Origin of the sequence: Yimella sp. NH-Cas1, assembly GCF_022359705.1 — a bacterium.
Taxonomy (GTDB): domain Bacteria; phylum Actinomycetota; class Actinomycetes; order Actinomycetales; family Dermatophilaceae; genus Yimella; species Yimella lutea.
In genome coordinates this window covers 2,068,527-2,094,185 of sequence record NZ_JAKSGG010000003.1, presented here as the reverse complement: position 1 = coordinate 2,094,185, position 25,659 = coordinate 2,068,527, and the positions used below count along the sequence as shown (strand labels likewise).

Here is a 25,659-nt window from a genome sequence, read left to right as displayed (position 1 = left end):
TTCCGGTCCGGCTGCAGAGCGCGTTTCATGTGCTTCATGCCGCCGGTAGGTGCCCAGCGGCAGGAAGGCAAGGGGCATGAACGGTATCCAGGTCATCGAGGGCGAAGTCCGCGAACTCATTCGTCGACGTCGCCTCGACCCGGTCGGGGACCGTGCCTCGCTGCACTCGCTCGTGCACGACGTCGTTCAGGACTACGAGGAGCGCACGCTGCACGGTGGGCTCGAGCCGCTCGGTGACCGTGATGTCGCCACACGCAGTGTCCTCGATTCCGTCCTCGGTTTCGGGGCACTGCAGCAGTACCTCGACGACCCGACGATCGAGGAGATCTGGCTGAACGATCCGAACCGGGTCTTCGTGGCGCGACACGGCGTATCCGAGCTCACCCCGACGATCCTGACAGAGCACGACGTCCGCAATCTGGTCGAGCGGATGCTCAAGCCGTCCGGTCGACGGGTCGACCTCTCCTCACCGTTCGTGGACGCAACCTTGCCGGACGGGTCCCGGCTGCACGTCGCGATTCCGGATGTGACCCCGGGCCGCTGGTACATCAACATCCGAAAGTTCGTCGCCAGAGCACACTCGTTGGACGATCTGGTCACGCTGGGTTCACTCAACCGGCACGCAGCCCAGTTCCTGCGAGCCGCCGTCGCCAGTGGCCTCAACATCCTGGTGACCGGAGGTACGCAAGCCGGCAAGACGACGATGCTCAACTGTCTGGCAGCCGCGATCCCACCCACCGAGCGGGTGGTGTCCTGCGAAGAAGTCTTCGAGCTGAAGCTCAATCTGCGTGACTGGGCAGCGCTGCAATGCCGCCAACCGAGTCTCGAGGGCACCGGGGAGATCCCGCTGCGGCGCCTGGTCAAGGAAGCGCTGCGCATGCGCCCCTCCCGGATCATCGTCGGTGAGGTGCGCCAGGAGGAGAGCCTCGACCTGCTGATCGCAATGAACAGCGGTTTACCCGGCATGGCGAGCCTGCACGCCAACTCCGCACGCGAGGCACTGGTGAAGATGTGCACGCTGCCGCTGCTTGCCGGACCGAATGTGGGTTCGCAGTTCGTGATGCCGACTGTCGCCAGCTCGATCGACTTGATCGTGCACGTCGGGCTCGAACGCGACGGGAAGCGTGCTGTTCGGGAGATCGCCGCGGTACCAGGGCGATTCGAGGGAAGCGTCATCGAATTGGCCGAGTTGTTCGTACGGCGTGACGGGGAACTGGTGCGGGGCGAGGGATTCCCGCCGCACGAGGAACGTTTCGCGCGCGCCGGGTACGACGTCGCCGACCTCTTGGGGGACCGACGATGATCCCGGTCGTCAGTGTCTTGTTCGGCCTGGGCGTCTTCTGCATCTACTGGTCCTTCTGGCCGCGTATGCAAGCCAAGCCGAAGTCCAAGGTCACCGCCGTCGACCGGTTGCGCAGCGACCTTGCGGTCAGCGGCGTTCGCGGATTCTCCCTGCCGATGCTCACCTTCATCTGCGGCGGAAGTGCGCTGCTGGTGTTCCTGGTCGCCATGGCGGCCACCGGGGTGATTCCGGTGGCACTCTGCTTCGCCGTCCTCGCCGGCTACGGCCCGATCGCGCTCGTCCGTAGCCAGGCACACAAACGGCGGCACAACCGCCGTGAACTCTGGCCAGACGCGGTCGATCACATTGCCTCCGCGGTCCGCGCCGGGCTTGCCCTGCCCGAAGCGTTGGCGCAGTTGGCGATTCGCGGACCGGAGGAGCTGCGACCGGCGTTCGCGCAATTTGCCCAGGAGTATCGAACCTCGGGTGACTTCCAGCGGTGCCTGGACGATCTCAAGCAGCGCCTCGCCGACCCGGTGGCCGACCGACTGGTCGAATCGCTGCGGCTGGCACGCGAGGTAGGTGGCACCGACCTCGGGCGACTGCTGCGCACCCTGTCGACTTTCCTGCGCGACGATGCGCGCACCCGCGCTGAGTTGGAGGCGCGGCAGTCCTGGACTGTGAACGCCGCTCGACTGGCACTCGTGGCGCCGTGGTTGGTGCTGCTGATGTTGGCCACGCGCGGCAGTAGCCTGCAGGCATACAGCAGCGGTACAGGGGTGGCGATCCTGACGATCGGCGGCCTGGTGTCGTTCGCTGCCTACCGGATCATGCGCCGGATCGGCCGGCTGCCCAGTGAGATCCGGGTGATGGCATGACCGCCAACCTCGGGTGGATCGGTGCCCTGTGCGGACTGGTGGCGGCCGCCGGACTGCTGTTGCTGTGGCAGGGCCTGCCGATGCGCCGACGGTTGACATTGTCCGACCGGATCGCACCCTACGTCGCCGAGCGGCCACGTCCCTCCAAGTACCTCGGCGGCCCGATCGCGTCCGACCAACTGTGGAACTCCTTGCTACGCAAGGCCGGTGGTGTCGTCGACTCCGTGCTGGGCGGAAGTGTCTCGGTGCGTCGCCGGCTCGAACGAGCGGGCAGCAACGCGTCCGTGGAGGATTTCCGGGCTGAGCAGGCGATGTACGGCTGTGTCGCGGCGCTCGCCGCCACCGGCTGGGTGTCCTTGCGGATGGCGTCCGGATCGCAGTCGCCGGTGACCGCAGTGCTGCTGGTGCTCATCGCCTCGGGTGCAGGGGTCGTCCTGCGTGACCAGCTGCTCACTCGAGCAGCTGAGAAGCGCGACCGCCAGATCCTGGCCGAATTTCCCGCAGTCGCAGAACTCCTGGCGCTCGCCGTCACTGCTGGCGAAGGTGCGGCGGCTGCTCTGGAACGTGTGGCTCGTCTGTCGAAGGGGGAGCTGTCGAGCGAACTGCGCCGGTGTCTCATCGACGCACGTGCCGGCGCCAGCCTGCCGGAAGCGTTGCAGGGTCTCGCCGACCGCACCGGACTCGCCAGCCTGGCTCGGTTCGTCGACGGCATCGTGGTCGCTCTCGAACGCGGAACACCCCTCGCTGACGTGATGCGTGCGCAGGCGCAGGACGCGCGTGACGCCGCCAAGCAGGAACTCATCGAACTGGGTGGCCGGCGGGAACTGGCGATGATGGTTCCGGTGGTGTTCCTCGTCCTGCCGGTGACCATCCTCTTCGCGGTCTGGCCAGGGCTGTCCGCGCTCAAACTCACGATGTGAATTGCATTGTGTCTCAAGGGAAATACGGAGGTAGGAACAATGAGCGGTCTGCAGAGAATGTCCGACCGGATGCTGCGCCGAGTGGTCGAGCTGCGCGGCGAGGGTGAGCGCGGCGACGTGCCGGGCTGGGTTCTGATCACCTTGATGACCGCAGGACTGGTCACCGCGATCTGGCAGTTCGCCCAGCCTCAGCTCACCAGCTTGTTCGACAATGCCATCCACGGCGTCAACGGCGGCAAATGAGTCCGATCGCGAACGGGGCAGCGCCGTCGCGGAGTTCGCGATGGTCGGATCCTTACTGGTCGTGCTCTTCCTCGGTGCGTTCCAGGTGGGGTTCGCCTTGTTCGTGCGCAACTCTTTGACGGCGTACGCCGTCGAGGGTGCCCGTTACGGTGCTCGGGCCGACTCGACACCGGCTGCCGGTGCCGATCGAACCCGTGGCCTGATCGATCAAGCTTTGGACGACCGGTTCTCCGGTGACGTGAGTGCGAGTGAGACGACCGAAGGCGGTGCGCGCGTCGTCGTGATCAAGGTGCGTGCGCAACTTCCGGTGCTCGGGCCTTTCGGTCCACCAGGCGGGCTCGAAGTGTCCGGGCGGGCGTACGCGGAGGCGCAATGAGGCATGCTCTGAGCACGCTGGTCGAACGGATACGCGTCCGATTGCGGGAACCCGAACGCGGCAGCGCCGTGCTGGAGTTCCTCGTCGTCGGTGTGCTGCTCACACTGCCGGTCTTCTATCTGGTCATCACCTTGTCCAGGATGCAGGCCGGGGCCTACGCGGTCTCCGGGGCGGCGCGCGAAGCCGGCCGCATGTACGTCACCGCCTCGGACGACGCGAGCGCGGCCGGACGCGCCGATGCAGGGGCGGCGTTGGTGTTCGCCGATCATGGTCTGAGCGGCGATATGACGCTCGCCTGCTCAGCATCGCCGTGCTTGACCCGTGGCGCCCAGGTCACCGTGCGCACCGCTGTTGACGTCGATCTCCCGCTGGTGCCCGATTTCCTCGGGGCAGTGGTTCCCACCTCCGTGCGCATGACCAGCACTCACGTCGAATCGGTGGGGAAGTACCGCGAATGAGGTGGCTCGTGGACGCGCTCGTCACCCGTCTGCAGCGAGACCCCGAAGGCGGACGCATCCTCGTCCTCGCGGCCGGACTGTTCGCGATACTCGGCCTCCTTGTCGTGGGTGGCATCGACGTCACGGCAGTCCAGTTGGCCAAGATGCGGGTGCTGAACGCAGCCGACTCCGCGGCACTCGAAGCGGCCGACAGCGTGGACGAAGGATCGGTGTACCGGGGCGGGCTGGCGGGAGGAGTGCCACTGACCGACGCACGAGTGGGCCAGGCAGCGCAGGGAAGCCTGTCCCGGCAGGAGGTGCCGGCAAATGTCCAGGCCTGGCAGGTGGTGAACGGTTCGGCACCGGAGAACAACACGGCCGTCGTACGCGTCCAGGCACTCGTCCGGCCGCCGATCACCGGGGGCTTCCTGTCGTTCCTCGGCACCGAGGTATCGGTGACCGTCGAGTCACGAGCACGTTCCATCGTCCGACCGTGAGTGCCGAACCCACTGGGTCTGCCAGGTGGGCTCGGCGCGCATCAGTAGGTTCGGCAAGTGCGCGGCACTGCCGTAGGCTTGCCGACTGTGGCTGTTGATTTTGCGGTGGAACTGAAGGAACTTCGCGCGACGATGAAGTCGGTGAGCGACGTGACCGACATGGGTGCGCTCCGAGCTCAGATCACCGACCTCGAGGAGCAGTCCGGCGCCCCCGATCTGTGGGACGACCCCGACAAGGCGCAGCAGGTGACCAGCGCTCTCTCTCGCGCCAACTCCGAGATCGAGCGCATCGAGACCATGGACCAGCGCATCGACGACCTCGAGGTGCTGGTCGAGATGGCCACCGAGGAGAACGACGCCGACACCCTCGCCGAAGCCGAGCGTGAGCTGATCTCGATCCGCAAGGCCGTCGGCGAACTCGAAGTGCGCACCCTGTTGAACGGCGAATGGGACCAGCGCGAGGCCGTCGTCACGATCCGCGCCGGAGCGGGTGGTGTCGACGCCGCCGACTTCGCCGAGATGCTCATGCGCATGTACCTGCGCTGGGCCGAGCGTCACGGCTACCCGACCAAGGTGATGGACACCAGCTACGCCGAGGAGGCCGGCCTGAAGTCGGCCACCTTCGAGGTCAACGTGCCCTACGCGTACGGCCACCTGTCGGTCGAGGCCGGCACCCACCGCCTGGTGCGGATCAGCCCGTTCGACAACCAGGGCCGACGCCAGACCAGCTTCGCCGCGGTCGAGGTGATCCCGCTGATCGAGCAGACCGACTCCATCGAGATCCCCGAGAACGAGCTCAAGATCGATGTCTTCCGCTCCAGCGGCCCCGGCGGCCAGAGCGTCAACACCACCGACTCGGCGGTGCGCATGACGCACATCCCGACCGGTGTCGTCGTCTCGATGCAGAACGAGAAGAGCCAGATCCAGAACCGCGCCGCCGCCCTGCGCGTCATGCAGTCCCGACTGCTGTTGCTCAAGCGTCAGGAGGAGGCCGCACAGCGCAAGGAACTGGCGGGCGACTCCACCGCGAGCTGGGGTGACCAGATGCGCTCGTACGTGCTGAACCCGTACCAGATGGTCAAGGACCTGCGCACCGAGCAGGAGACCGGCAACACCTCGGCGGTCTTCGACGGCGAGATCGACGCCTTCATCGAGGCCGGCATCCGCTGGAAGCGCACCGGCGAAAAAGACTGACGCACAGCGCTTTTCGCGAGTGACTGCACGACAATCGGCTCGGACATCGATGGATGTCCGAGCCGATCCCCTTGCACTCGGCGATGAACGACGCTGAATCGGCCTCGCCCCGCGGCAGGCACGCGTCGGCGGACACCACTGGCTGGGTCGCGCCGGTCGCCACCGAACGAACGGTCATGCCACCGCCGGTGTGGCCCGCGGCAATCAACCGAGTGCCGGACGGATTCACGAACACATACCCCCGGCGTAGGCGAATCGAGCCGTGGCCACGCCGGACGCGGTTCGGCCGCCATGGGTAGACCTGCCCGTGCGTCAGGACCATGCCACAGCGCCATTTGGCCGGGCGTCCGGCGTGCCGTCCGGGGCCGGACGCTACCGCGGCGTACGGTGGCGATGCCCCGGCGAGCATCTCGCTGCGGCCGCACCATCCGACCGACGTGAGGCCTTGCTCGAACCCGCATGATCACCTTCGAGAACGTCACCAAGCGGTACGCGGGCAGCGCCGAACCGGCGTTGTCCGATGTTTCGATCGACGTGGGGCGCGGCGACTTCGCCTTCCTCATCGGGACCTCCGGCTCCGGCAAGTCGACGATGCTGCAGTTGATGACCCGCCAGATCACGGCGTCCCACGGCGCGATCCTGGTCGCGGGCCGCGACCTGCGTACGTTGCCTGACCGGCACGTGCCGCAGCTGCGCCGGGACATCGGCGTGGTCTTCCAGGATTTCCGTCTGCTGGAGAACAAGACCGTCGCGCAGAACGTCGCGTTCGCTCTGCAGGTGCTCGGCACCAAGCGGCACCGGATCAAGCAGATGGTGCCCGAGATCCTCGAACTGGTCTCGCTGGACGGCTTGGCCAAACGGCGTCCGCACGAGTTGTCCGGCGGCGAGCAGCAGCGCGTCGCGATCGCGCGCGCGATGGTGAAGAAGCCCCAGATCCTGCTGGCCGACGAACCGACGGGAAACCTCGACCCCGACACCAGCACCGAGATCGTGAAGGTGCTGGAACGGATCAACAAGACCGGGACGACCGTCGTGGTCGCCACCCACGACGAGCGCATCGTCGATCTGTTCCGCAAGCGGGTCATCGAACTGCACAACGGAGAACTCGTGCGCGATGAACAACTCGGCAGCTACCTGGCCGAACCTCAGCCGGACGACCGGCGTGGGCGCGGACGGTTGGTGGACTGAGGTGCGACTGCGTTTCATGCTCGGCGAGGTCGGTGGGGGCCTGCGCCGCAACATGTCGATGATCATCTCCGTGGTGCTGGTCACGATGGTGTCGATGTTCTTCCTCGGTCTCGGTCTGCTTGCCCAGAAGCAGGTCACGATGGCCAAGGGGTACTGGTACGACAAGGTCGAGGTCTCGATCTTCATGTGCACCAAGGACTCCTCGGCGGCCGCCTCGTGTGTCGACGGCGCGGTGACGCCGGCTCAACGCGACCAGGTCAAGCGAGACCTGGAGAGCATGAAGCCGTTGGTGGAGCAGATTCACTACGAGTCCGCCGCGCAGGCCTACGAACGGTTCAAGCAGCAGTTCAAGAACAGCCCGTACCTCAGTGACGTCGGCCCGGACTCGATGCCCGCGTCCTTCCGGGTGAAGCTGTCCGACCCCAACCGTTACGCCGAGGTGGTGGCTGCCATCGACGGATCGCCCGGGGTGGAGGCGATCACCGACCAGCGCAAGGTGCTCGACACCTTCTTCAAGCTCCTCGGTGTGCTCAGCGTCGCCGCCGTCGGTCTCGCGGCGCTGATGGTGCTGTGCTCGATCCTGCTGATCAGTACGACGGTGCGACAAGTGGCGTTCAGCAGACGGCGCGAGGTCGAGATCATGCGCCTGGTCGGCGCCTCGGCCACAACCATTTACCTGCCGTTCGTCATCGAGGTGGTCCTGGCTGCTCTCCTTGGTGCCGTGCTGGCCGGGGTCGCGCTGTGGCTGCTGGTCGTCAAGGGCGTGGCCGATCTGTTTTCGGCCGAGGGTCGCGGGGGTGACGTTATTGCGCTCATCGGTGCGGACGAGGTGTGGCAGGTCCTACCCTGGTTGGTGGGTGGAGCCGTCGTGTTGTCCATCCTCGTCTCATGGTTGAGCCTGCGCCGTGTGGTGAGGGTGTAGGTGTGACGCAGAAAGGCACAAGCGACGTGGAGCGAACTGAACGAGGTCTGCGCCCGACCCTGCGACGCGGTGCAGCCATCGCGGCACTGACGATGCTCGTTCCCGGCGGGGCAAACGCGGCAGCGGACGATCCCGGCGACCAGAAGGCCAAGATCGACCGGCAGATCATCGCGACGGCCGGCGGGCTCGACGCCGTGAGTCGTCAGTTGATCGCTGCCTCGGACGCGCTGCGTCGCACCGACGGCCAGCTGGCGAAGGCACGTACCGACCTGGGCACCAAGCAGAAGGCGCTCACCGGCGCCGAGAACCACCTCAAGGGTGTCAACAGCCAGCTCAAGATCGCGCAGTCCGAGGAGCGTCGGGCCCGCGGTGACCTGACCACGATCAACACCAATCAGGTCAGGACCAAACGTCTGGTGGGTGGTGTGGCGCGGCAGAGCTACATGACCGGTGGTCTGGGGTCCTTCGACCTCACGCTGCAGATCCTGATGAGTCGCAAGAACCCGTCGGAGACGATGTCACTGGCCGACATCGTGATGCGCCAGCAGAACGGCGTCCTGACGAGCCTGGCGGGGGAGAAGGCGTCCAAGACCGCTGCGATCAACCGGCTCGGTGCTGCCAGCCGGCGAGTCGCCCGGCTGAAGGTGCAGGCCGGCACCGCGGTGACCGCGGCAACGACTGCTCGCAACAACGCGCGGTCCGCAAAGGCCCGCCTGGAGTCACTGCGACGCACCCAGATCACCCAGCGTGACTCCCTCGAACGGCAGCGCAAGGCCGACCTGAAGCTGCTGGCCTGGCAGAAGGGCGAGTCGTCCCGCCTGGGCCGGGTGCTGGCCTCGCGCGCCGCAGCCCGCGCGAAAGCGGCCCGGCAGGCACGCATGGCCGTGCCGCCACCGGCCGCTTCCCCGCGTGCGCCCAGCCGCAGCAGCGGCTTCCTCGAGCCGCCCGCGTCACCGAGTTCGATCGTGTCCGAGTTCGGCATGCGTCACAACCCGGTGCTGAAGGTATGGATGCTGCACGCCGGCGTCGACTGGGCCTTGGCCTGCGGGACGCCGGTGTACGCGTCCGCCGCCGGCGAGGTGGTCACCGCGACCTACAACAGCGTGGCCGGCAACTACGTGGTCGTCGACCATGGGTTCGTCCGTGGGGTCAACCTCGCCACGATGTACGAGCACCTGTCGGCGTTCGCCGTCCGTGGCGGCACGGTGAAGAAGGGTCAGCTGGTGGGGTACGTCGGCACCACGGGTCGGTCCACCGGTTGTCACCTGCACTACACGACGTTGAATGACGGACAGGCCGTCGACCCGCGCAGCTGGATCGGCTGATCAGCCGGCGCTGATCCGCAGGACGCGGTCGTCGCTGCCGTTGCTGGTGGTCACGTACAACGCGCCGTCCGGACCCTGGCGGGCTGCACGAAGGCGTCCGTACGCCTCGTTCACCGGCTTCGGGGCCTGTGTCGAGACCACCCTCGTGCCCGATGAATCAAGTTGCAACACAAGGAGTTTCGAACCTTTGAGCGCCGTCGTGACGAGTGCGCCGTCCCAGTTCTTCCATTGCTTGCCGGTCAGGAAGGTCGCCGCACAGATCGCCTCTGTCATGTCGCCGGACGACCACACGGCCGGCACCGCGTCGGGGAAGCGGTCGGTGTCGGTCATCGACACCGACTCGTCGTAGTCGTCCTGGCTACCGCCCTTGCTGGGGTCCCAGCCGTAGTTGGCGCCTTTGCGCAGCAAATTGATCTCGTCGTTCTTGTCGGGTCCGTGTTCGGCGACGTACACCCGTGACCCGCGTACGGCCACGCCCTGGACGTTGCGGTGACCGTACGTCCACACCAGACGCTCGCCGGCATTCGAGGAGGACGCATACGGGTTGTCCGCAGGCGCTCTGCGGGTGCGTGGATCGATCCGCAGCACCTTCCCGCCGAGGCTCGAGCGGTCCTGCGGCACAGCGGCATCCGCCGTATCTCCGGTGCCGACGTACAACATGCCGTCCGTGCCGTAGTCCATCCGGCAGCCCGAGTGACGTCCGCTGCCGGCAACAGGGAGCCCGGTCAACAGATCGCGGACGCGGTCGGCACTACGACCGTCCGGCGAGAGTTTCCGCACGACGAGACGGATGTCGACATCCCGGTGGGTTTCACAGGTGAGGAACTGACGCGATGTCGCGAAGTCCGGCATCAGCACCACACCCATCAGACCACCCTCGCCGCGTGCGTTCAGAGAGTCGAGGTCGGCAGCGACGGGTGTGCGCTGTGCCCCGGGCCGCGTCGAGGACAGCAGGGAGAGGCCGCCCGAACGTTCGGTCACCAACATCTGGCCGCTCGGCAGGAACGCAAGATCCCAGGGGTGCTCCAGCCCGCCGGCGACCGGCCGGACGGTGAGCCTGGGGGAGTCGGAGCCCGCCGGTGTGGTCGACGGCGCGGTCGACGGTGAGGACCCGCCAGAGCCTGAGGGTGAGGATTCGCCGGAGCCGGGTGACCCCGAGGTGCAGCTCGCGAGCAGGAGCGCGGCCACCATGACCGTTCCTGCCGTGCGCCGTTTCATCGCGCCTACCTGCGACCGCGCTTGAACACGTTCGACATCGCCCGCTCGGCTTCGCGGTTGTCCTGCCGTTCGCGCAGCGACTGCCGCTTGTCGTGCAGCTTCTTGCCCTTCGCCAGGCCGATCTCGACCTTCGCCTTGCCGTCGAGGAAGTACAGCGACAGCGGGATGAGCGTGTGCCCGGACTCGCGCGACTTGGCGATCAGCTTGTCGATCTCGGCACGGTGCATCAGCAGCTTGCGGCGGCGCTTGGCCGAGTGGTTGGTCCAGGTGCCCTGCAGGTATTCGGGAATGTGGACGTTCTCCAACCACAGCTCGCCGTTGCGTTCGCCTGCGAAACCGTCGGTGAGGTTGGCGCGCCCCATGCGCAGGCTCTTCACCTCGGTGCCCATGAGGACCAGGCCCGCCTCGACCGTCTCCTCGATGAGGTAGTCGTGGCGCGCCTTCTTGTTGTTGGCGATGATCTTCTTGCCGGCTTCACGGGGCATACCGAAAAGGATACGTGCCGAAACGGGTGCAGCCCCACCGAATTGTCGGTGGGGCTGCCCAGTGTGTGGCTGCTTGTGGTGCTGATCAGTCGGCGGTCTTGCGCAACCGCCACTGGGTCAACGCGGTGAAGACGGCCGCGAGCACCAGCAGCATCGCGACGCACAGGATCCAGGTACCGGAGGAGTGCGACCACAGTGGGTCATCGACGTCGGCACGGAAGGCGGCGAACTGTTCGCCGTCGGGGATCCAGTCCTGCAGACCGACGGTGGACACGGCCGCGGCGTACCCCCAGCGACCCGGGGTGAACCAACTCAGCTGCTCCATGACCGCTCGCCCGTCGACAGGGAACAGGCCACCGCACAGCACCATCTGCGTCATGATCGACACCACCAGCAGCGGCATGACCTGCTCGCTGGTCGTCACGAAGCTCGACATCAACAGGCCGAGCGCGACCGCGCAGAATGCGGTGAGCCAGGTAGCGATGATCAACTCGATCAGTCCGCTGCCGAACATCACCGCCGACGACGGACCGGGTTTCACCAACGTCACCAGGACGACCAGCACGATCGACTGCAGCAGCGTCAGGAAGCCGAAGATCGCCAGTTTGCTCCACAGGTACGCCGCCGGTGACAGACCGACCGCCTTCTCCCGGGTGAAGATGGCGCGCTCGCCGACCAGTTCCCTGATGCTCGCCGCCGTGCCCATGAACAGCGCCCCGACGATGATCACCACCAGCAGGACGCGTGGTTCGGCGGTGTTGATCTGATCGGCCGGCGGAGTGGCCAGTCCGTGCTTGCTCGGGACGACCATCACCAGGACGGCGAGCACGACCGGAAGCAACAGCATGAACGCGGTGTAGCCCTTGTCGGCGAAGATCACCTTGAGGTGCCGCCGCGCGAGCGTCGACAACTGCGAACCGATGGACTGCTGCCTCGGCGGCTTCTCCAGCGGACGTTGCGCAGGACGACGAGCCGACAGCGGTGCTTCGATCTGCTCGGCCTCGAGCGGGGAGGCCTTGAAGCGCTGCTTCGATCCCTCGGGATCGCGGGCGACCTGAGTGAACACGTCGGCGTGGTCGGAGAGCCCGAAGAAGCGCAAGAGCTGGTCGGGCGGTCCGAAGTAGGCGACCTTGCCACCAGGCGCCAGCAACAACACCTTGTCGCAGACGTTGAGGTTGGCGACACTGTGCGTGATCACCACGACTGTGCGACCGCCGTCGGCCAGGCCGCGCAGCGTGTGCATGACCTGCTTGTCCAGGCCCGGGTCGAGACCGGACGTCGGTTCGTCCAGGAACAGCAGCGAGGGTCGGGTCAGCAACTCGAGCGCGACCGAGGTGCGCTTGCGCTGGCCACCGGACAGCTTGTCGACCCGGGTGTCGGCGTGGGCGGTGAGGTCGAGTTCGCCCATGACCTCATCGACCCGGCGGTCGCGCAGGTGCTTGTCGAGGTCGTCCGGGAAACGGAGCTCCGCGGCGAACCGCAGCGCCTGCTTGACGGTGAGCTGGCGGTGGACGACGTCGTCCTGCGGCACCACTCCGATGCGGTGACGCAGGTCGTCGAAGTTCTCGTACAGGTCTCGTCCGTCGTAGTAGACCTCGCCCTCGGTCGCCTGCTGCGAACCGGTCAGCGCCTTCAACAGCGTCGACTTGCCGGCGCCCGACGGGCCGATGACCGCGAGCAGGCTGGACCCTTCGAGGGCGAACGAGATGTCGTCCAGCAGCTTCTTGCCACTCGGCAACTCGAAGGTCAGGTGGTTGGCGACGAAGTTGACGTCACCCTCGTCGAGGCTGGCGACGAGCTGACCGCGCAACACTGTGAACCGCGAGTGACCGACAGCCAGCAGGTCGCCCTCGCCGAGGCGTCCCGCGGTGATCCGCTGACCGTTGATGTACGTGCCGTTACGGCTGTCGAGGTCCTGGACGTCGAACCCGACACCGTTCGGCACCAGGCGAGCATGCACCCGGGAGACCAACAGGTCATCGACGACGACCTGGTTCTCCAGGCCGCGACCGATGGTCAGCGTGCCCTGAGCCGCACCCGGCCCCGGGACGCCTGCACCGCCCGGGCCGCCCGGGCCGCGCTGTCCGCCCGGCCCGCCGGCAGGAGCCAGCACCTGAGGAGCGGCGCCGCTCAAGGCTGTCGGGCGACCGTCGGACGGCGCCCGCATCGCATCCTGCAACTGGTAGCGGTCGAACACCACACCGGTGTGAGAGGGGACGCGAGGCACCGACGAGGTCGCGGGCAGTCGCTTGGGCAAGGGTCCGCTCGGACCACCGCCGGGACGCGTGGGTCCGGTCGGTCCCGAAGGGCCACCGGTCGCCGGGCGTGAGCCGGGACCGGGCATGCGGGCTCCCGCCGAGGGCATCGGCGCACTCGTGGAACCGCCGGTGGTACCCGAGTCACGGGTCACGACACCGATCGGCTGCGCATCCAGACCGCCGAACTGGACGCGTCCACCGACGTCAACGATCGTGGGCCCGCTGATCCGCTGACCGTCGACGAAGGTGCCGTTGGAGGAGCCGAGGTCGGTGACCTCGATCCGGTCACCCGTGCGGCGCACCTGGGCGTGCCGGCGCGAAGCACCCGCGTCGGTGATCATCAGGTCGTTGTCGCGGCTGCGGCCGATGGTCAGGATCTGGTTGTTGGCGATACGGCGTGAGTTGTCGCCGTACGTGATGCGGACATCGGTCATCGACCCGTCCCCCTGGTCGTGGTGGTCATGTGCGTACTCGCGGCAGGTTCGAACAATCGATCAACAAGCGGTCCCCGTCTCGCGAGATCAGATCGTCACCAGCCAGCCGTCGCGCACCTCGAACGTGGTGCCACCGACGCCGATCCGGTCGCCTTCCTGCAGGTGCGAGCGCTCGACCCGGCGTCCGTTGACATAGGTGCCGTTACGGCTGCCGAGGTCCTCCAACAGCAGTCCTTCGTCGTCGGCGGTGATGCGCAGGTGCTTGCGCGAGACCAACATGTCGTCGAGGACGATCGAGTTGTCGCGTCCACGCCCGATGGTCAGTGCATCGTCGTCGGAGTCGGTGGCCGTGGAGCCACCACCGGACTGGCCCGGGGCATCGTTCGCGGGCGGTGCCGGGATCGCGTCACCCGCCGACGGGTCGGTCGCCATCGGGCTCTCGGCCGCCAGTCCCTGGTGGTGGGCGGACCAGGCGTCCTGCGCCTCGGCCTGGCCCTGTCCTTGCTGGTAGCCCTGCTGGTATCCCTGCTGATGGCCCTGGGGCTGCCCCTGCGCCGGGTGCGAGGCGTCCTGCTGGAAGGGCTGTGCCTGCGGCCCGTCCATCGGCGGGCGGTGCACCTCACCGGGGGCGCGGTCGTCGTGGCCACCGAACGGCTCGGGCTGCTGCGCCGGACGGGCGTACGGGTCGTAGCCGCCCTGCGATCCGTCGTCCGGTCCACGCCGGTCCTCGCCGCCGAAGTCGTCGTCGTCGGGACGGTGGTGCATGGTGGCCTGACCGTCCGCCGGGGCACCGAAGTCGTTCGGTTCGTCGCGGTGGCTTTCGTCCTTGCTCAGGCTCAGGCCCGAGGGCTGTTCGTCGGGCACATGGTGCTCGTGCTGCTCGTGCTGCTCGTGCGAGGTCTGCGGGACGTTCGGCTCGTCGACCGGCGCCTGTGCTTCACGTGGGTCCTGTGTAGACGGGGCCAACTGCCCGTTGCGGTCGGTCCAGTCCTGGTGAACCTCGTCCGCGGTCGGGGCCGAGCCGGGGCTGACCCAACCCCCGGGCGTCGCGGCTCCGGCCGCTGCCGCGGCACCGAGTCCGCCGGCGGCCGCGCCGTTCCAGTCAGCTCCGCCCGAACCATCGGGACGCTGCTCGTCGTCGCGATCCCGGGCGCCGGCGTCGGAATCGGGCTCGACCTGCGCGACCTGCTCCTGCGAGGCGAAATCCTCGACCGGCTGCTGTGCCACCGGTTCATCGACGCGCACGTCATCACGTCGGTCATCCCGGTCGTTCGTGAAGCTGTCGTGCCGGGCGGGAGCATCGGAGGCCGCCGGCTCCTGCGTCCGCGACCACGAGGCCCAGGCGGACGACAGCGACTTCGGTTCCTCGTGTGCGGGTGCTTCGGCCGGCGCGTTCTCGCTCTCGGCGCCGAAGGCGGCCGGGCCTGTCCACGCGGGCGTCGCACCGGGCGAGGTGTCCTGCCAGACGATCTGCGCCGGAGCGCCGTGACCGCCGTGCGCGGGGGCGGACGGGTGGCTGCCGAACTGCGGGTCGTGCGAGGTGCTCATCAGGTCTCCGACTTTCGTTGACGATCTGCGGTCCGGCGCACCGGCCGGACGTCGGTTCAGGTTACCCGGCAGCTCACCCGTGAGGACGAATGCCGGACGATTGCCCCGACGCCCGTCAGGGCACGGCGGTTCCACCCGCTTAGGGTGGCGCCCATGCCCTTGGACTTCGAAGTGCACGACCACACCCTCGACAACGGACTGCGCGTCGTGGTCGCGCCCGACCCGAGCGTCCCGGTCGTCGCCGTGAACCTGTGGGTGAACGTCGGTTCACGTCACGAGACGCCCGGCCACACTGGACTGGCTCACCTGTTCGAGCACCTGATGTTCCAGGGATCGCGCAATGTCGCCGAGGGCGAGCACATGCGCGTCCTGATGGGCCACGGCTCCCGGCTGAACGCGACGACCTGGTTCGACCGCACCAACTACTTCGAGACCGTCCCGACCGGCGTGCTCGATCTCGCGCTCTGGCTGGAAGCCGATCGGCACGGCTATCTGCTGGATGCCGTCACGCAGACCTGCCTGGACAATCAGCGCGACGTGGTGAAGGAGGAGAAGCAACAGCGCTACGACAACCGGCCGTACGGGCACGCGTTGGAGGACCTCTACGGCCTCGTCTTCCCCGAGGACCACCCCTACCACCACTCCACGATCGGCTCGATGGCCGATCTGGACGCGGCGACGCTGGACGACGTCCACGACTTCTTCAAGCGGCACTACGGCCCCAACAACACCGTGCTCACGTTGGTCGGCGACGTCGGTGCCGAACAGGGGATCGAGTTGGCGGACAAGTACTTCGGCGGTATCCCGCGCGCCGACATCGCGCTCGCCCCTCGCACGGAACCGTTGCCGCCGTTGACGGCGCCGCTACGTTTCGAGCGCACGGACGACGTACCCGACGACCGGCTCTACCTCGCGTTCCGACTCCCGCCCGACCACACCCGTGACTACCTGGTCGCCGAGGCGGCGTTCGACATCCTTTCGGGTCTGGCCACCTCGCGGCTGTACCGACGGGCCGTCCGCAGCGAGCAGGTCGCCACCCACGTCTCGCGCAGTTGCATGGGTCTGGTCGACGGTGTCTCGCTCGGCCTGCTGACAGCGGACGCGGCCGAGGACTCGAGCATCGACCGGGTCGAGGAGGTCATCTGCGAGGAACTCACCCGTCTGGCCGACGAGGGCCCGACCGGCGCCGAGATGAAGGCCGCCTTCGCCGACTTCGAGCGCGGCTGGCTGCAGGCGCTCGCCGTGCACGAGGAGCGAGCCGACACGATCAGCCAGTCGACGCTGCTGCACGACGACCCGCAGTTCATCAACACCCACCTGGACGACGCCGCGACGGTCACCGCCGATGAGGTACGCCGGGTCGCGAGTGAATGGATGCGGCCCGACTCGCGAGCTGTCGTCGTCCACAAGAAGGGAGCCGCAGCATGAACGCCGCCCGACCCGAGGTGCACCCGCCCGCGCCGTGGACCTTCCCGCAGGCGAGCGAGCACACGCTCGACAACGGACTGCAGGTCGCGCTCTATCCGTTGCCGGGACAGCACGTCACCTCCACCCGTCTCAACCTCCCGGTTCCGTTGGCCGCCGAGCCGCGCGACCGGGAAGGGGTGATGACGATGGTCTCCCGGACGATGGACGAGGGCACCGCGTCGCACTCCGCCGACGAGATGGCCGAACTGTTCGAGGGCAACGGCATCGCGCTGCACGCGGGCGTCACCCAGCACGGCATCTGGCTCGACCTCGAAGCGACCACCCGCAACGTCGAGACCGGCTTCGGGCTCGCGCTGGAATGCCTCACCGAACCGGCCTTCCCTGAGCAGGAGGTGAATCGACATCGCCTGCAACGGATCTCGCAGATCGACCACGATCTCGCCGACCCCGGCTACCGCGGGACGTTGGAGTTCGTCCGTACCTTCTTCACCCCGCAGTCGCGGTTGTCCCGGCCCACCGGGGGAACGCGCGAGTCGCTTGCCGACCTCACCCGTGAGGACTGCGCACGCTTTCATGCCGACTGGGTGCGCCCGGGCGATGCGTTCGTGGTGGTGGCGGGCGACTTCGACGAACAAGCGATGCTCGCTGCGTTGAACCGGACGCTGGGCGGTTGGCACTCCCAGACGTCCGCGCCGACGCTGGACGTCGCATCCGACCAGCCCGCGGACGACCGCAACCGCGTCGTCTTCGTCGACCGTCCGGGCTCGGTGCAGACCGAGATCCACCTCGGCTGGTTGGGCCCGGCCCGCGAGAACGGCACGCAGTGGGCGCCCTACCCGGTGTTGTCGTACGCCGTCGGCGGTTCGCCGCACGCCCGCATCGACCGGGTGCTGCGCGAGGAGAAGGGCTATACCTACGGGATGCGCGGCAGTTTCCGACCGAGGTCCGACTTCGGGCAGTTCATCGTCGCGGGCTCGGTGCGGGCGGACTCCACGCCCGATTCGTTACGGCTGCTGGGGGAGATCTTCGACGGCGTCGACGGCGGTCTGGACGCCGAGGAGCTGCGCGAGGGCGTCGATTTCCTGTCGATGACGGCTCCCGCCCGGTACGCCACTGCGGACGCGGTCGCCGACGAGGCAGCGTCGCTCCATTTCGTCGGCCTGGACACCTCGTTCATCACCGACTACCTCGCGGCCATGCGGTCGTTGACCCTCGAGGACGTGAACTCGGCCTGGCAGCAATGGAGTTCGCAGCCTCGGACGATCGTGCTCGTCGGTGATGCCGATAAGTACGCCGACCAAGTGGGTGCGCTCGGCATCGGCGATCTGACGGTCGTCTGACCTACGCCTCGGGTGCGCCCGAGGATCCCAAGCGGCGCAGCACCTCGTCGTGCAGCAGGCCGTTGCTGCTGACCGCGTTGCCGCTCCAGCAGCCGGGTTTCCCGTCGAGGCCGGTGAACCGGCCACCGGCCTCGGTGACGATCGGCACCAACGCCGCCATGTCGTAGGTGGCGAGTTCGGGCTCGGGCGCGATGTCGACGGCGCCCTCGGCGACGAGCACGTGCGACCAGAAGTCGCCGTACGCCCTGCTGCGCCAGACATCGTCCATCAGTTGCAGCATCGCTTCGCGCTTGCCGTGGGCGTCCCAGTCGCGCACGTTGGCGTACGACATCGAGGCGTCCTCGATCCGCGACACCTTGGACACGTGAATCTGCTTGGCGCCCTGCAGGTTTCGTCCGGTCCAGGCGCCGGTGCCCTTGCCCGCCCACCAGCGGCGCCCGAGTGCGGGGGCGGCGACGAGGCCGACCACCGGCTCGTCGTCCTCGACCAAGGCGATGAGGGTCGCCCAGACCGGCAGACCGCGGACATAGTTCTTGGTGCCGTCGATCGGATCCACGACCCAGCGACGCGGACCCTCGCCGACCAGTCCTTGTTCCTCGCCTTCGACGGCGTCGCGCGGGCGGGCCCGTTTGAGCTGAGCGCGGATGATCTCCTCCGTCGCGATGTCGGCGTCGCTCACCGGTGTCAGGTCGGGTTTGTTGTTGACGATCAGGTCGTCGGCCCGGAACCGGCCCATCGTCGTCGGCTCGACCGCATCGGCGATCACGTGGGCGATACGGACATCATCGGAGTAACTCACGAGGACGACCGTAGCGACCCTGCTGTGGTGGCGCCGGGACCTGCGCGTCAGTCGTCCGCCTGGACGGTGCGGAGCGGGAGCTGTGGCGCACCGATGCCCAGCACGGTGTCCAACTGTTCGCACAACTGATCGGCGTCGACCAGACGCGTGCTGACCGGCGGCAACTCACGGATCACGGTGCGCAGACGTGTGGCCATCCCGGCAGCGTCCAGGTGCTCGGTCGGGTCGCGTAGCCAACAGGCCACGAGAGCGGTGAAGACGAGCTGATTGACGGTGATCTCGACCCGGGACCAGGACCCGAGCGTCACGGGGAGGTCCTCCTGGGCGATCTTCAGGATGCGCGCCGCCTGCAGTTGCTCGTAGGCGAGGTCGCGCCGCACCCGGAACCCCGTCTCGGATGCTTGATCGCCTGCCGCCAGCAGCTCCAACAGGTCAGCGGTCACTCGCAGCACCCGCCGGAACTGCCTGCGTACCAAAGCGATCGGCGCCCGTCGGTCGGTCGCCCACATCACCAGCAGGCTCACTCCGACGCCGATGAGTGTGTCGATGATGCGTTCGCCGACGACGTCACCCACCGCCTGCCCCTCGTTGCTTGTGGTGGTCACCAGCAGCGCCATCGGGGTCACGAAGAAGGCGGCGATCGCATAGTTGCGTACGGCGGTCCACTGGACCAGGAAGACCAGGACGAGGCAGATCGCGATCGCGGCCTCGAGCGGCGGGTGCAGCGCGTGGACGCCGATGAACACGACGATGCCGGCAAGTGTGCCGAGCATCCTGTGCAGTCCGCGGTGGGTGAGGGACAGGCGGTCGGTGCCCAGTGACATCACCAGAGCGGTCGTCATCACGGCCCAGAACGGATGGTGTAACTGCAGCCCGTACGAGACGGCACAGGTGAGCGCGATCGCCATGCCGATGCGGCGGGCGGCCAGCCACGGCAGCGACCGCGGAGAGAGTCCCCAGCGCAGCATGTACTCCACCGGCGGGGCACCCAGGTACCTGCGCTGAGCACCCGCCTCGACCTCGACGACCGCTCCCGGCAGCCACCGTTCGGCGACCTCGTCGATGACCTCGAAGTGCAGCTTGCGCAGCTCGATGAGCAACGAATGCCACTGTCGCCCACCAGGATTTCGTCCGGACGCTTCGGCGAGCGTCATGCTCGCGGCAAGCACCTCTGCGTAGGCGGCGTCCCGCAGTCGGGCCAGTTCGAGGGCGTCGTCCGAAGCTTTGTCCGTCGCCTCGGTGAGGTCTTCGACCGCCTCGGCAGCCTTCGCCACAGCGAGGGTTTCGGCGGACTCCTTGGCGCGCGGATGTAGCACCAACGTCGTGACGGACGCGACCAGGCAACTGAGTGCACAGACCGCCATCACCTGCCAGGCGCCCACCCCGATCGTCGGTAGGTAGGAGGCGATCGCGGGACCGATGATGAGGAACATCGGTCCCGGTGGGTCGGCCATCAGTGCGTTGTAGCCGAGCACCGCCGTCATGGCGATGGCGGTCATCGACAGCGTGAGCAGCACGGGGTTGTCGCCGATGAGCACCGCGATCGCGCAACCGATCAGGTAGGCGGCGTCCATCCAGAGCAGGATGTGGAGCCGAGCGCGCCACGGGCGGCGGATCGCGGTGTTGCCGACGAAGGACCCGGTGATCGACAGCAGCGCGAGTTCCTTGCCGAGCGTGGCCCAGACGACCAGTACGGTCACCGTCGTCATCGCGGTCGCGCGAAGGGCGACCTTCCACTGACCCGGCGCCGACTTGATCTCGGCGAGCGCCGACAGGTGGGAGCCGGCGGTGCTCAACCCGATCGCCACCGCAGCACCGTCACTCGTCCTCGGGGTTGCCCAGGCGCGAACGCAGCAAGCGGCGCAGCGACTCCAACCGGGCCGGCCCGGAATCGCCGGCGTGGCCGGCCGCGACCCAGGCGTCCAGCGCACAGTACTCGTTGTCGTGCGTGCACCCGCGTGGGCATTCCTCGGTGCCCGCCGCGAGTTCGGGGAAGTGGTCGATGAACGAAGCCGGATCGACGTGGGCCAGACCGAACGATCTGACGCCCGGGGTGTCGATCACCCAGCCGCCCTCGGGCAGCGGCAGTGCGATGGCCGAGGTCGAGGTGTGTCGGCCGCGTCCGGTGACGGCGTTGACGTGTCCGACGGCCCGGTCCGTCCCGGGCACGAGGGCATTGACCAAGGTCGATTTGCCGACTCCGGAGTGCCCCACCAGAACGGTCATCCGATCGTGGACCCGCTCGTGGACGGCGTCGAGCCCGGTGATGGTGCCGTCGTCCTTGACCTCGGTGACGACGTACGAAACATCTAGTCCTGCATAGGTTTTCATGAACTCGTCCGGGTGGGCGAGGTCGGCCTTGGTGAGCACGAGCAGCGGCTCCATGCCGGCGTCGTACGCGGCGACCAGGCATCGGTCGACCATCCGCGGACGCGGCTCCGGATCGGCCAGGGCGGTGACGATCGCCAGTTGGTCGGCGTTGGCTACCAGCACCCGCTCCACGGGGTCGGTGTCGTCGGCGGTGCGGCGAAGGAACGTGTCACGCTCCTCGATCCGGACGATGCGGGCGAGGGAGCCCTCGGTGCCGGACGTGTCCCCGACGAGTCCCACGCGGTCGCCCGGAACGATCGGGCTGCGGTGTAGTTCGCGCGCTCGCATCGCGGTGACCGGGTGATCGTCGACCAGCACGGTCCAGCGTCCTCGGTCGACGGCGGTCACCATGCCGATGATCGCGTCCTTGTGCGCCGGGCGGTCCTTGGTGCGCGGACGGGTACCGCGCCGGTTCGGGCGCACGCCGATGCGCGACTCGTCGTAGTCGTAGCGTCCGCCCACGGATCAGTCCCGGTGCCCGAGCATCTGATCCCAGAGCCGGGTGAAGGTGGGAAGCGTCTTGCCCACGGTCGCGACGTCCTCGACCACGACGCCGGGCACCCGCAGGCCCAGCACTGCAGCGGCCATCACCATGCGGTGATCGCCGTAGGTGTGGAAGACGCCCTCGTGCAGTGGCGCGGGATCGATGCGCAGGCCGTCGTCGGTCTCGGTGACCTTGCCGCCGAGACCGTTCAGTTCGGCGGTGAGCGCCGCCAGGCGATCGGTCTCGTGGCCGCGCAGATGTGCGATGCCGCGCAACTGGCTGGGGGAGTCGGCGAGCGCGGCGAGCGCCGCGACCACGGGGGTCAGTTCACCGACGTCGTGCAGGTCGAGATCGACGGCCGAGATCTGTCCGTCGCCGCTGACGGTGAGACCGTCGCGGTCCAAGCTCACGTCGGCGCCCATCGCGTCCAGGATGTCGCGGATCGCGTCGCCCGCCTGCGTCGTGAACTGCGGCCAGCCCGGCACGCGCACGGACCCTCCGGCGACCAGTGCCGCGGACAGGAACGGTGCCGCGTTGGAAAGGTCGGGCTCCACCTCGACCTCGACCGGGCAGATCTCGGACGGTTCGACCCGCCAGGTGTTCGCGTCCAGATCGTCGACCACCACACCGGAATCGCGCAGCACCTCGACGGTCATCGCGATGTGCGGCAACGACGGCAACGGTTTGCCGTCATGGACCACGGTGATGCCCTGCTCGAAGCGGGCACCGGCCAGCAGCAGCGCCGACACGAACTGCGATGAACCGGACGCGTCGATCAGCACCTTGCCGCCGCGCACCGAGCCGTTTGCGACGACGGTGAAGGGGAGAGCCTCGGCGCCCTCGGTGCGCAGTTCGACCCCGAGGTCACGCAGCGCACCGAGAACCGGCGCCATCGGACGGTTACGCGCGTGCGGGTCGCCGTCGAAGGAGACCTCGCCGTCGGCGAGAGCCGCGACCGGCGGCAGGAAGCGCATCACGGTGCCGGCGAGACCGCAGTCGATACGGGCCGGCCCGCGCAGGGCGAGTGGTTCGATCAGCCAACTCGGTTCGTCGTCGACCTCCTCCTCGATCACCTGCGTGCCGAGGCTGCGCAGGGCGTCGATCATCAGAGTCGTGTCGCGCGAGACCAGCGGACGGGTGATCCGTGAGGCGTCGGTCGCAAGTGCCGCGAGCACTGCGTACCTGTTGGTCAGGCTCTTCGAACCGGGCACCAGCACGGTGGAGTCGAGCGGGCCAGGGGCGGTCGGTGCCGGCCAGTCGCCGGTGGGAGTCTGCGGATCCATCGGGTCCAACGGTAGTGCGAGAGCGCACGTGCGCGGCTTTAGGCTGGCCACATGTGTGGGCGATACGCAGCCAGCTTCAGCCCGGACGACATCGCCGACGAGTTCGATGTCGACGAGGACCGCACCGATGAGCACGCTCGATCGGTGTTGGCGAACCCACAGCAACCGCCGGCCGGTGCGCCCGACTGGAACATGGCTCCGACCAAGCAGTCGACCGTCGTGCTGACGCGTGTTCCGAAGGACGATCCCGACAACGGACCGGTCCGTCAGCTGCGCCTGCTGACGTGGGGTCTGGTGCCGTCGTGGTCCAGGGACACCAAGGTCGGTCTGCGAATGATCAACGCTCGATCCGAGACCTTGCTCGACAAGGGCGCATTCGCGAAGGCCGCGGTCGGTCGGCGGTGCCTGGTTCCGGCTGACGGTTGGTATGAGTGGCAGGTCAGTCAGACCGCGACCGACGCGAAGGGCAAGCCGCGCAAGCAGCCGTTCTTCATCCGTCGTGGCGACGGCGAGCACTGTGCGTTCGCGGGTGTCTATGAGTTCTGGCGCGACAAGAGCAAGGACGCGGACGACCCGGACGCGTGGCTCACGACGTTCTCGATCATCACCACCGCGGCCGAGGCCGGCCTCGACCGCATCCACGACCGTCAGCCGCTGGTGCTCGACCGCGAGGTGTGGCAGCACTGGCTCGACCCGGACACCAAGGACCCGGACGAGGTGCGCGCGCTGCTCGAATCGCCTCCGCCGGGCCGTTTCGAGGCGTGGCCGGTCTCGTCCGCAGTCGGTTCCGGACGCAACAACGGCGAGCAGTTGACCCTGCCGATCGGCCGGGACGAGCTTCGGGGAGTCACCGACCCGACCACCGGCGAGATCATCGGGGCATAGCGAATGTCGTTGCAGACCAGGCTGCAGATCAAGGAGATCGACACTCCTCAGGGAGTCGGCCGAGCGCACATCGAGCGCGCGACGGATGCTCGCGGCACGGTTGTGGTGAGCCACGGTGCCGGCGGCGGGATCGAAGCGCCCGACCTGGTTGCGCTCCGTACCCTCGTCGCCGACGGCTGGAACTACGTCCGTGTCGAGCAACCCTGGCGGGTTGCCGGACGCAAGCTGGCGACGCCGCCCAGAACACTGGACGTGGCCTGGGCGCCGATCATCGCGGCGCTCACCGCGGGTCGCGGCAAGCTCCCCGGTCCGTTGGTCGTGGGCGGCCGGTCCGCCGGTGCCCGGGTCGCCTGTCGCACCGCGGTCGAGGTGGGAGCGGACGCCGTGCTGGCCCTGTCGTTCCCGCTGAGCGGGGCCGGCAAGTCCGACCGGGGCCGCGCGTGCGAGGTGCGTGGCGTGCTGGACGCCGGGCTGCCGATCGCGGTGGTGCAGGGAGCAACCGACCCGTTCGGCCGTCCGGACGATTTCCACGACGAGTTCGGTGACGCGCTGCCGGTCTTCGCGTGCAAGGGGGCGCACGGCTTCAGCAAGCAGCCCGGCGATGTCGTGGCTGCGGTGCGGGACTGGCTCGGCACACTCGCCCGTTGAACCGCGCGTCTGGGTCGGGTGAGGCCGGAATGATCAGGCCCCGACGGGTGTTGGCCTGAGCGTGCGGGTGAGTGCTCGCACGGGAGGAGGAAACCGAGCGTGTTTGCCGCACCCTGCGCGCCCGACGACGTGGCGTACGACGCCACGCCCCAGCCGGCGCCCAACGGTCTCGGCCTACCGGCCAAGCCGAAGGAGACCGACCGTCAGCGGTCGGCGTTAAGCTGGACCACGATGACTCAGGATGGATCCTCCAGCACGGCGACCGTGCCAACCGACCTGCCGGACGACGTGGCCGACGGCGACGACGACGACCGCAGCCACGAGAAGACCGCTGTATCCGGCGGCACCGTCGACGTGTCCGCGGAATCGCCGGCCGAGCGCCTGGCTCGCTTCGAACGCGACGCGATGCCTTACCTCGACCAGCTCTACAGCGCCGCACTGCGCACCACGCGCAACCCCTCCGACGCCGAGGACCTCGTCCAGGAGACCTTCGCGAAGGCGTACGCCGCGTTCCACCAGTACAAGCCGGGTACGAACCTCAAGGCGTGGCTGTACCGCATCTTGACCAACACCTACATCAACGACTACCGCAAGAAGCAGCGGCAGCCGTTGCAGTCCGACGCCGCCGAGATCGAGGACTACCAACTCGCACGTGCCGAGGCGCACACGTCCAAGGGCCTGAAGTCCGCCGAGGCCGAAGCGCTGGACCACCTGCCCGACTCCGATGTGAAGCGCGCGTTGCAGGACATCCCGGAGGACTTCCGGTTGGCCGTCTACTTCGCCGATGTCGAAGGCTTCTCCTACAAGGAGATCGCCGAGATCATGGAAACCCCGATCGGCACGGTGATGTCGCGCCTGCACCGCGGACGCCGGATGCTGCGGGAGAAGCTCACCGACTACGCGCGTGAGCGCGGATTCATCAAGGGTGACGACGCATGATGTTCAACGGGGCCCACGGGTGCGACAGTTACCTGCAGCACTTGGGCGAGTACCTCGACGGTGAACTCACCGACGCGGAGTGCGCCGCGCTCAAGGAGCACCTGGCCGACTGCCCGCCGTGCCTGGACGAGTACCAGCGCGACGCGATCATGAAGGCGCTCGTGCGTCGCTCCTGCCAGTGCGAATCGGCGCCCGTCGCCCTGCGCACGCAGATCATGCAGCGGATCAGCACCCAAGTCACGACGGTGGAGATCCACCGCATCGACTGAAGCGGTCCG

The 25,659-nt window shown here is 67.9% G+C and carries 25 protein-coding genes; 17 read left to right on the top strand and 8 right to left on the bottom strand.

The genetic code is table 11. The features are described from left to right. The first annotated feature begins 76 nt into the window (after positions 1–76). The 11 genes from MF407_RS10360 (at position 77) to MF407_RS15900 (ending at position 9,262) form a co-directional block, all read left to right on the top strand. The gene (locus tag MF407_RS10360) at positions 77–1,303 is read left to right on the top strand and encodes an ATPase, T2SS/T4P/T4SS family (RefSeq protein WP_239702229.1); all 1,227 of its coding nucleotides are present in this window, start codon (positions 77–79) and stop codon (positions 1,301–1,303) included. Further along, positions 1,300–2,160 carry a type II secretion system F family protein gene (locus tag MF407_RS10355; RefSeq protein WP_129627339.1) on the top strand — a complete coding sequence of 287 codons (861 nt, stop codon included), beginning with the start codon at positions 1,300–1,302 and terminating at the stop codon, positions 2,158–2,160. Before MF407_RS10360 ends, MF407_RS10355 begins: the two co-directional genes overlap by 4 nt. Then, positions 2,157–3,080, top strand: a complete 924-nt coding sequence (locus MF407_RS10350) for a type II secretion system F family protein (RefSeq protein WP_239702228.1) — start codon at positions 2,157–2,159, stop codon at positions 3,078–3,080. The genes MF407_RS10355 and MF407_RS10350 overlap by 4 nt, the downstream gene beginning before the upstream one ends. A 57-nt stretch (positions 3,081–3,137) precedes the next feature. Then, positions 3,138–3,323: a hypothetical protein gene (locus MF407_RS10345; RefSeq protein WP_129627379.1), complete on the top strand. Its 186-nt coding sequence runs from the start codon at positions 3,138–3,140 to the stop codon at positions 3,321–3,323. Beyond that, complete coding sequence (locus MF407_RS10340; protein WP_129627333.1) at positions 3,292–3,699, top strand: TadE/TadG family type IV pilus assembly protein; 408 nt, start codon at positions 3,292–3,294, stop codon at positions 3,697–3,699. The genes MF407_RS10345 and MF407_RS10340 overlap by 32 nt, the downstream gene beginning before the upstream one ends. Continuing rightward, positions 3,696–4,157 (top strand): pilus assembly protein, encoded by a 462-nt coding sequence (locus MF407_RS10335; protein WP_239702226.1) that lies wholly within the window; start codon positions 3,696–3,698, stop codon positions 4,155–4,157. Before MF407_RS10340 ends, MF407_RS10335 begins: the two co-directional genes overlap by 4 nt. After that, on the top strand, positions 4,154–4,633 hold the full coding sequence (locus tag MF407_RS10330) for a pilus assembly protein TadG-related protein (RefSeq protein WP_239702225.1): 480 nt from the start codon (positions 4,154–4,156) through the stop codon (positions 4,631–4,633). The genes MF407_RS10335 and MF407_RS10330 overlap by 4 nt, the downstream gene beginning before the upstream one ends. A gap of 87 nt (positions 4,634–4,720) precedes the next feature. After that, entirely contained in the window at positions 4,721–5,827 is a 1,107-nt protein-coding gene (prfB, locus tag MF407_RS10325; RefSeq protein ID WP_141927829.1) for a peptide chain release factor 2, read from the top strand. Between the two features lie 459 nt (positions 5,828–6,286). After that, entirely contained in the window at positions 6,287–7,015 is a 729-nt protein-coding gene (gene ftsE, locus MF407_RS10320; protein ID WP_239702224.1) for a cell division ATP-binding protein FtsE, read from the top strand. A gap of 1 nt (position 7,016) precedes the next feature. Further along, positions 7,017–7,937, top strand: coding sequence for a permease-like cell division protein FtsX (gene ftsX, locus MF407_RS10315; RefSeq protein WP_239702223.1), 921 nt, complete (start codon positions 7,017–7,019; stop codon positions 7,935–7,937). A 26-nt stretch (positions 7,938–7,963) separates the two neighbouring features. Beyond that, positions 7,964–9,262, top strand: a complete 1,299-nt coding sequence (locus MF407_RS15900) for a M23 family metallopeptidase (protein ID WP_239702222.1) — start codon at positions 7,964–7,966, stop codon at positions 9,260–9,262. Here the strand turns inward: MF407_RS15900 and MF407_RS10305 are convergent, their stop codons facing one another. The 4 genes from MF407_RS10305 to MF407_RS10290 form a co-directional block, all read right to left on the bottom strand. Continuing rightward, positions 9,263–10,453, bottom strand: a complete 1,191-nt coding sequence (locus MF407_RS10305) for a PQQ-dependent sugar dehydrogenase (RefSeq protein ID WP_239702221.1) — start codon at positions 10,451–10,453, stop codon at positions 9,263–9,265. A 32-nt stretch (positions 10,454–10,485) separates the two neighbouring features. Then, positions 10,486–10,965, bottom strand: coding sequence for an SsrA-binding protein SmpB (gene smpB, locus MF407_RS10300; protein WP_239702220.1), 480 nt, complete (start codon positions 10,963–10,965; stop codon positions 10,486–10,488). An 85-nt stretch (positions 10,966–11,050) separates the two neighbouring features. Beyond that, a complete protein-coding gene (locus MF407_RS10295) occupies positions 11,051–13,657 on the bottom strand; it encodes an FHA domain-containing protein (protein WP_239702219.1) in 2,607 nt (868 codons plus the stop codon). Between the two features lie 87 nt (positions 13,658–13,744). After that, on the bottom strand, positions 13,745–15,205 hold the full coding sequence (locus tag MF407_RS10290; protein ID WP_239702218.1) for an FHA domain-containing protein: 1,461 nt from the start codon (positions 15,203–15,205) through the stop codon (positions 13,745–13,747). A gap of 153 nt (positions 15,206–15,358) precedes the next feature. Between MF407_RS10290 and MF407_RS10285 the strand changes: the two genes are divergently transcribed. Both MF407_RS10285 and MF407_RS10280 read left to right on the top strand, forming a co-directional pair. Then, positions 15,359–16,633, top strand: coding sequence for a pitrilysin family protein (locus MF407_RS10285; RefSeq protein ID WP_129627301.1), 1,275 nt, complete (start codon positions 15,359–15,361; stop codon positions 16,631–16,633). Continuing rightward, entirely contained in the window at positions 16,630–17,973 is a 1,344-nt protein-coding gene (locus MF407_RS10280) for a pitrilysin family protein (protein ID WP_239702217.1), read from the top strand. Before MF407_RS10285 ends, MF407_RS10280 begins: the two co-directional genes overlap by 4 nt. Position 17,974: 1 nt before the next feature. On the opposite strand, the gene hisN is transcribed toward MF407_RS10280, so the two are convergent. Genes hisN through aroA form a run of 4 tightly spaced genes read right to left on the bottom strand, consistent with a single transcriptional unit; the run spans position 17,975 to position 22,909 of the window. Further along, positions 17,975–18,772 carry a histidinol-phosphatase gene (gene hisN / locus MF407_RS10275; RefSeq protein WP_239702216.1) on the bottom strand — a complete coding sequence of 266 codons (798 nt, stop codon included), beginning with the start codon at positions 18,770–18,772 and terminating at the stop codon, positions 17,975–17,977. Positions 18,773–18,819: 47 nt separating this feature from the next. Next, a complete protein-coding gene (locus MF407_RS15895) occupies positions 18,820–20,580 on the bottom strand; it encodes an FUSC family protein (RefSeq protein WP_129627293.1) in 1,761 nt (586 codons plus the stop codon). A 10-nt stretch (positions 20,581–20,590) separates the two neighbouring features. Further along, on the bottom strand, positions 20,591–21,604 hold the full coding sequence (gene rsgA, locus MF407_RS10265; protein ID WP_239702215.1) for a ribosome small subunit-dependent GTPase A: 1,014 nt from the start codon (positions 21,602–21,604) through the stop codon (positions 20,591–20,593). Positions 21,605–21,607: 3 nt separating this feature from the next. After that, a complete protein-coding gene (gene aroA, locus MF407_RS10260) occupies positions 21,608–22,909 on the bottom strand; it encodes a 3-phosphoshikimate 1-carboxyvinyltransferase (protein WP_129627287.1) in 1,302 nt (433 codons plus the stop codon). A gap of 51 nt (positions 22,910–22,960) precedes the next feature. Here aroA and MF407_RS10255 point away from each other — a divergent pair, with 51 nt between their 5' ends. The 4 genes from MF407_RS10255 (at position 22,961) to rsrA (ending at position 25,650) form a co-directional block, all read left to right on the top strand. Further along, positions 22,961–23,794, top strand: a complete 834-nt coding sequence (locus MF407_RS10255; RefSeq protein WP_239702214.1) for an SOS response-associated peptidase — start codon at positions 22,961–22,963, stop codon at positions 23,792–23,794. A 3-nt stretch (positions 23,795–23,797) separates the two neighbouring features. Continuing rightward, on the top strand, positions 23,798–24,442 hold the full coding sequence (locus MF407_RS10250) for an alpha/beta family hydrolase (protein WP_168990303.1): 645 nt from the start codon (positions 23,798–23,800) through the stop codon (positions 24,440–24,442). 231 nt (positions 24,443–24,673) lie between these two features. Next, positions 24,674–25,381, top strand: a complete 708-nt coding sequence (locus MF407_RS10245) for a sigma-70 family RNA polymerase sigma factor (RefSeq protein ID WP_129627373.1) — start codon at positions 24,674–24,676, stop codon at positions 25,379–25,381. Then, on the top strand, positions 25,378–25,650 hold the full coding sequence (rsrA, locus tag MF407_RS10240) for a mycothiol system anti-sigma-R factor (protein WP_129627281.1): 273 nt from the start codon (positions 25,378–25,380) through the stop codon (positions 25,648–25,650). Before MF407_RS10245 ends, rsrA begins: the two co-directional genes overlap by 4 nt. Positions 25,651–25,659 lie beyond the last annotated feature (9 nt).

Coding starts and splice junctions, on each gene's coding strand:
- MF407_RS10360 (WP_239702229.1), top strand. CDS start 77: ATGAACGGTATCCAGGTCATCGAGGGCGAAGTCCGCGAACTCATTCGT.
- MF407_RS10355 (WP_129627339.1), top strand. CDS start 1,300: ATGATCCCGGTCGTCAGTGTCTTGTTCGGCCTGGGCGTCTTCTGCATC.
- MF407_RS10350 (WP_239702228.1), top strand. CDS start 2,157: ATGACCGCCAACCTCGGGTGGATCGGTGCCCTGTGCGGACTGGTGGCG.
- MF407_RS10345 (WP_129627379.1), top strand. CDS start 3,138: ATGTCCGACCGGATGCTGCGCCGAGTGGTCGAGCTGCGCGGCGAGGGT.
- MF407_RS10340 (WP_129627333.1), top strand. CDS start 3,292: ATGCCATCCACGGCGTCAACGGCGGCAAATGAGTCCGATCGCGAACGG.
- MF407_RS10335 (WP_239702226.1), top strand. CDS start 3,696: ATGAGGCATGCTCTGAGCACGCTGGTCGAACGGATACGCGTCCGATTG.
- MF407_RS10330 (WP_239702225.1), top strand. CDS start 4,154: ATGAGGTGGCTCGTGGACGCGCTCGTCACCCGTCTGCAGCGAGACCCC.
- ftsE (WP_239702224.1), top strand. CDS start 6,287: ATGATCACCTTCGAGAACGTCACCAAGCGGTACGCGGGCAGCGCCGAA.
- MF407_RS10305 (WP_239702221.1), bottom strand. CDS start 10,453: ATGGTGGCCGCGCTCCTGCTCGCGAGCTGCACCTCGGGGTCACCCGGC.
- smpB (WP_239702220.1), bottom strand. CDS start 10,965: ATGCCCCGTGAAGCCGGCAAGAAGATCATCGCCAACAACAAGAAGGCG.
- MF407_RS10295 (WP_239702219.1), bottom strand. CDS start 13,657: ATGACCGATGTCCGCATCACGTACGGCGACAACTCACGCCGTATCGCC.
- MF407_RS10290 (WP_239702218.1), bottom strand. CDS start 15,205: ATGAGCACCTCGCACGACCCGCAGTTCGGCAGCCACCCGTCCGCCCCC.
- MF407_RS10285 (WP_129627301.1), top strand. CDS start 15,359: ATGCCCTTGGACTTCGAAGTGCACGACCACACCCTCGACAACGGACTG.
- MF407_RS10280 (WP_239702217.1), top strand. CDS start 16,630: ATGAACGCCGCCCGACCCGAGGTGCACCCGCCCGCGCCGTGGACCTTC.
- aroA (WP_129627287.1), bottom strand. CDS start 22,909: ATGGATCCGCAGACTCCCACCGGCGACTGGCCGGCACCGACCGCCCCT.
- MF407_RS10255 (WP_239702214.1), top strand. CDS start 22,961: ATGTGTGGGCGATACGCAGCCAGCTTCAGCCCGGACGACATCGCCGAC.
- MF407_RS10250 (WP_168990303.1), top strand. CDS start 23,798: ATGTCGTTGCAGACCAGGCTGCAGATCAAGGAGATCGACACTCCTCAG.
- MF407_RS10245 (WP_129627373.1), top strand. CDS start 24,674: ATGACTCAGGATGGATCCTCCAGCACGGCGACCGTGCCAACCGACCTG.
- rsrA (WP_129627281.1), top strand. CDS start 25,378: ATGATGTTCAACGGGGCCCACGGGTGCGACAGTTACCTGCAGCACTTG.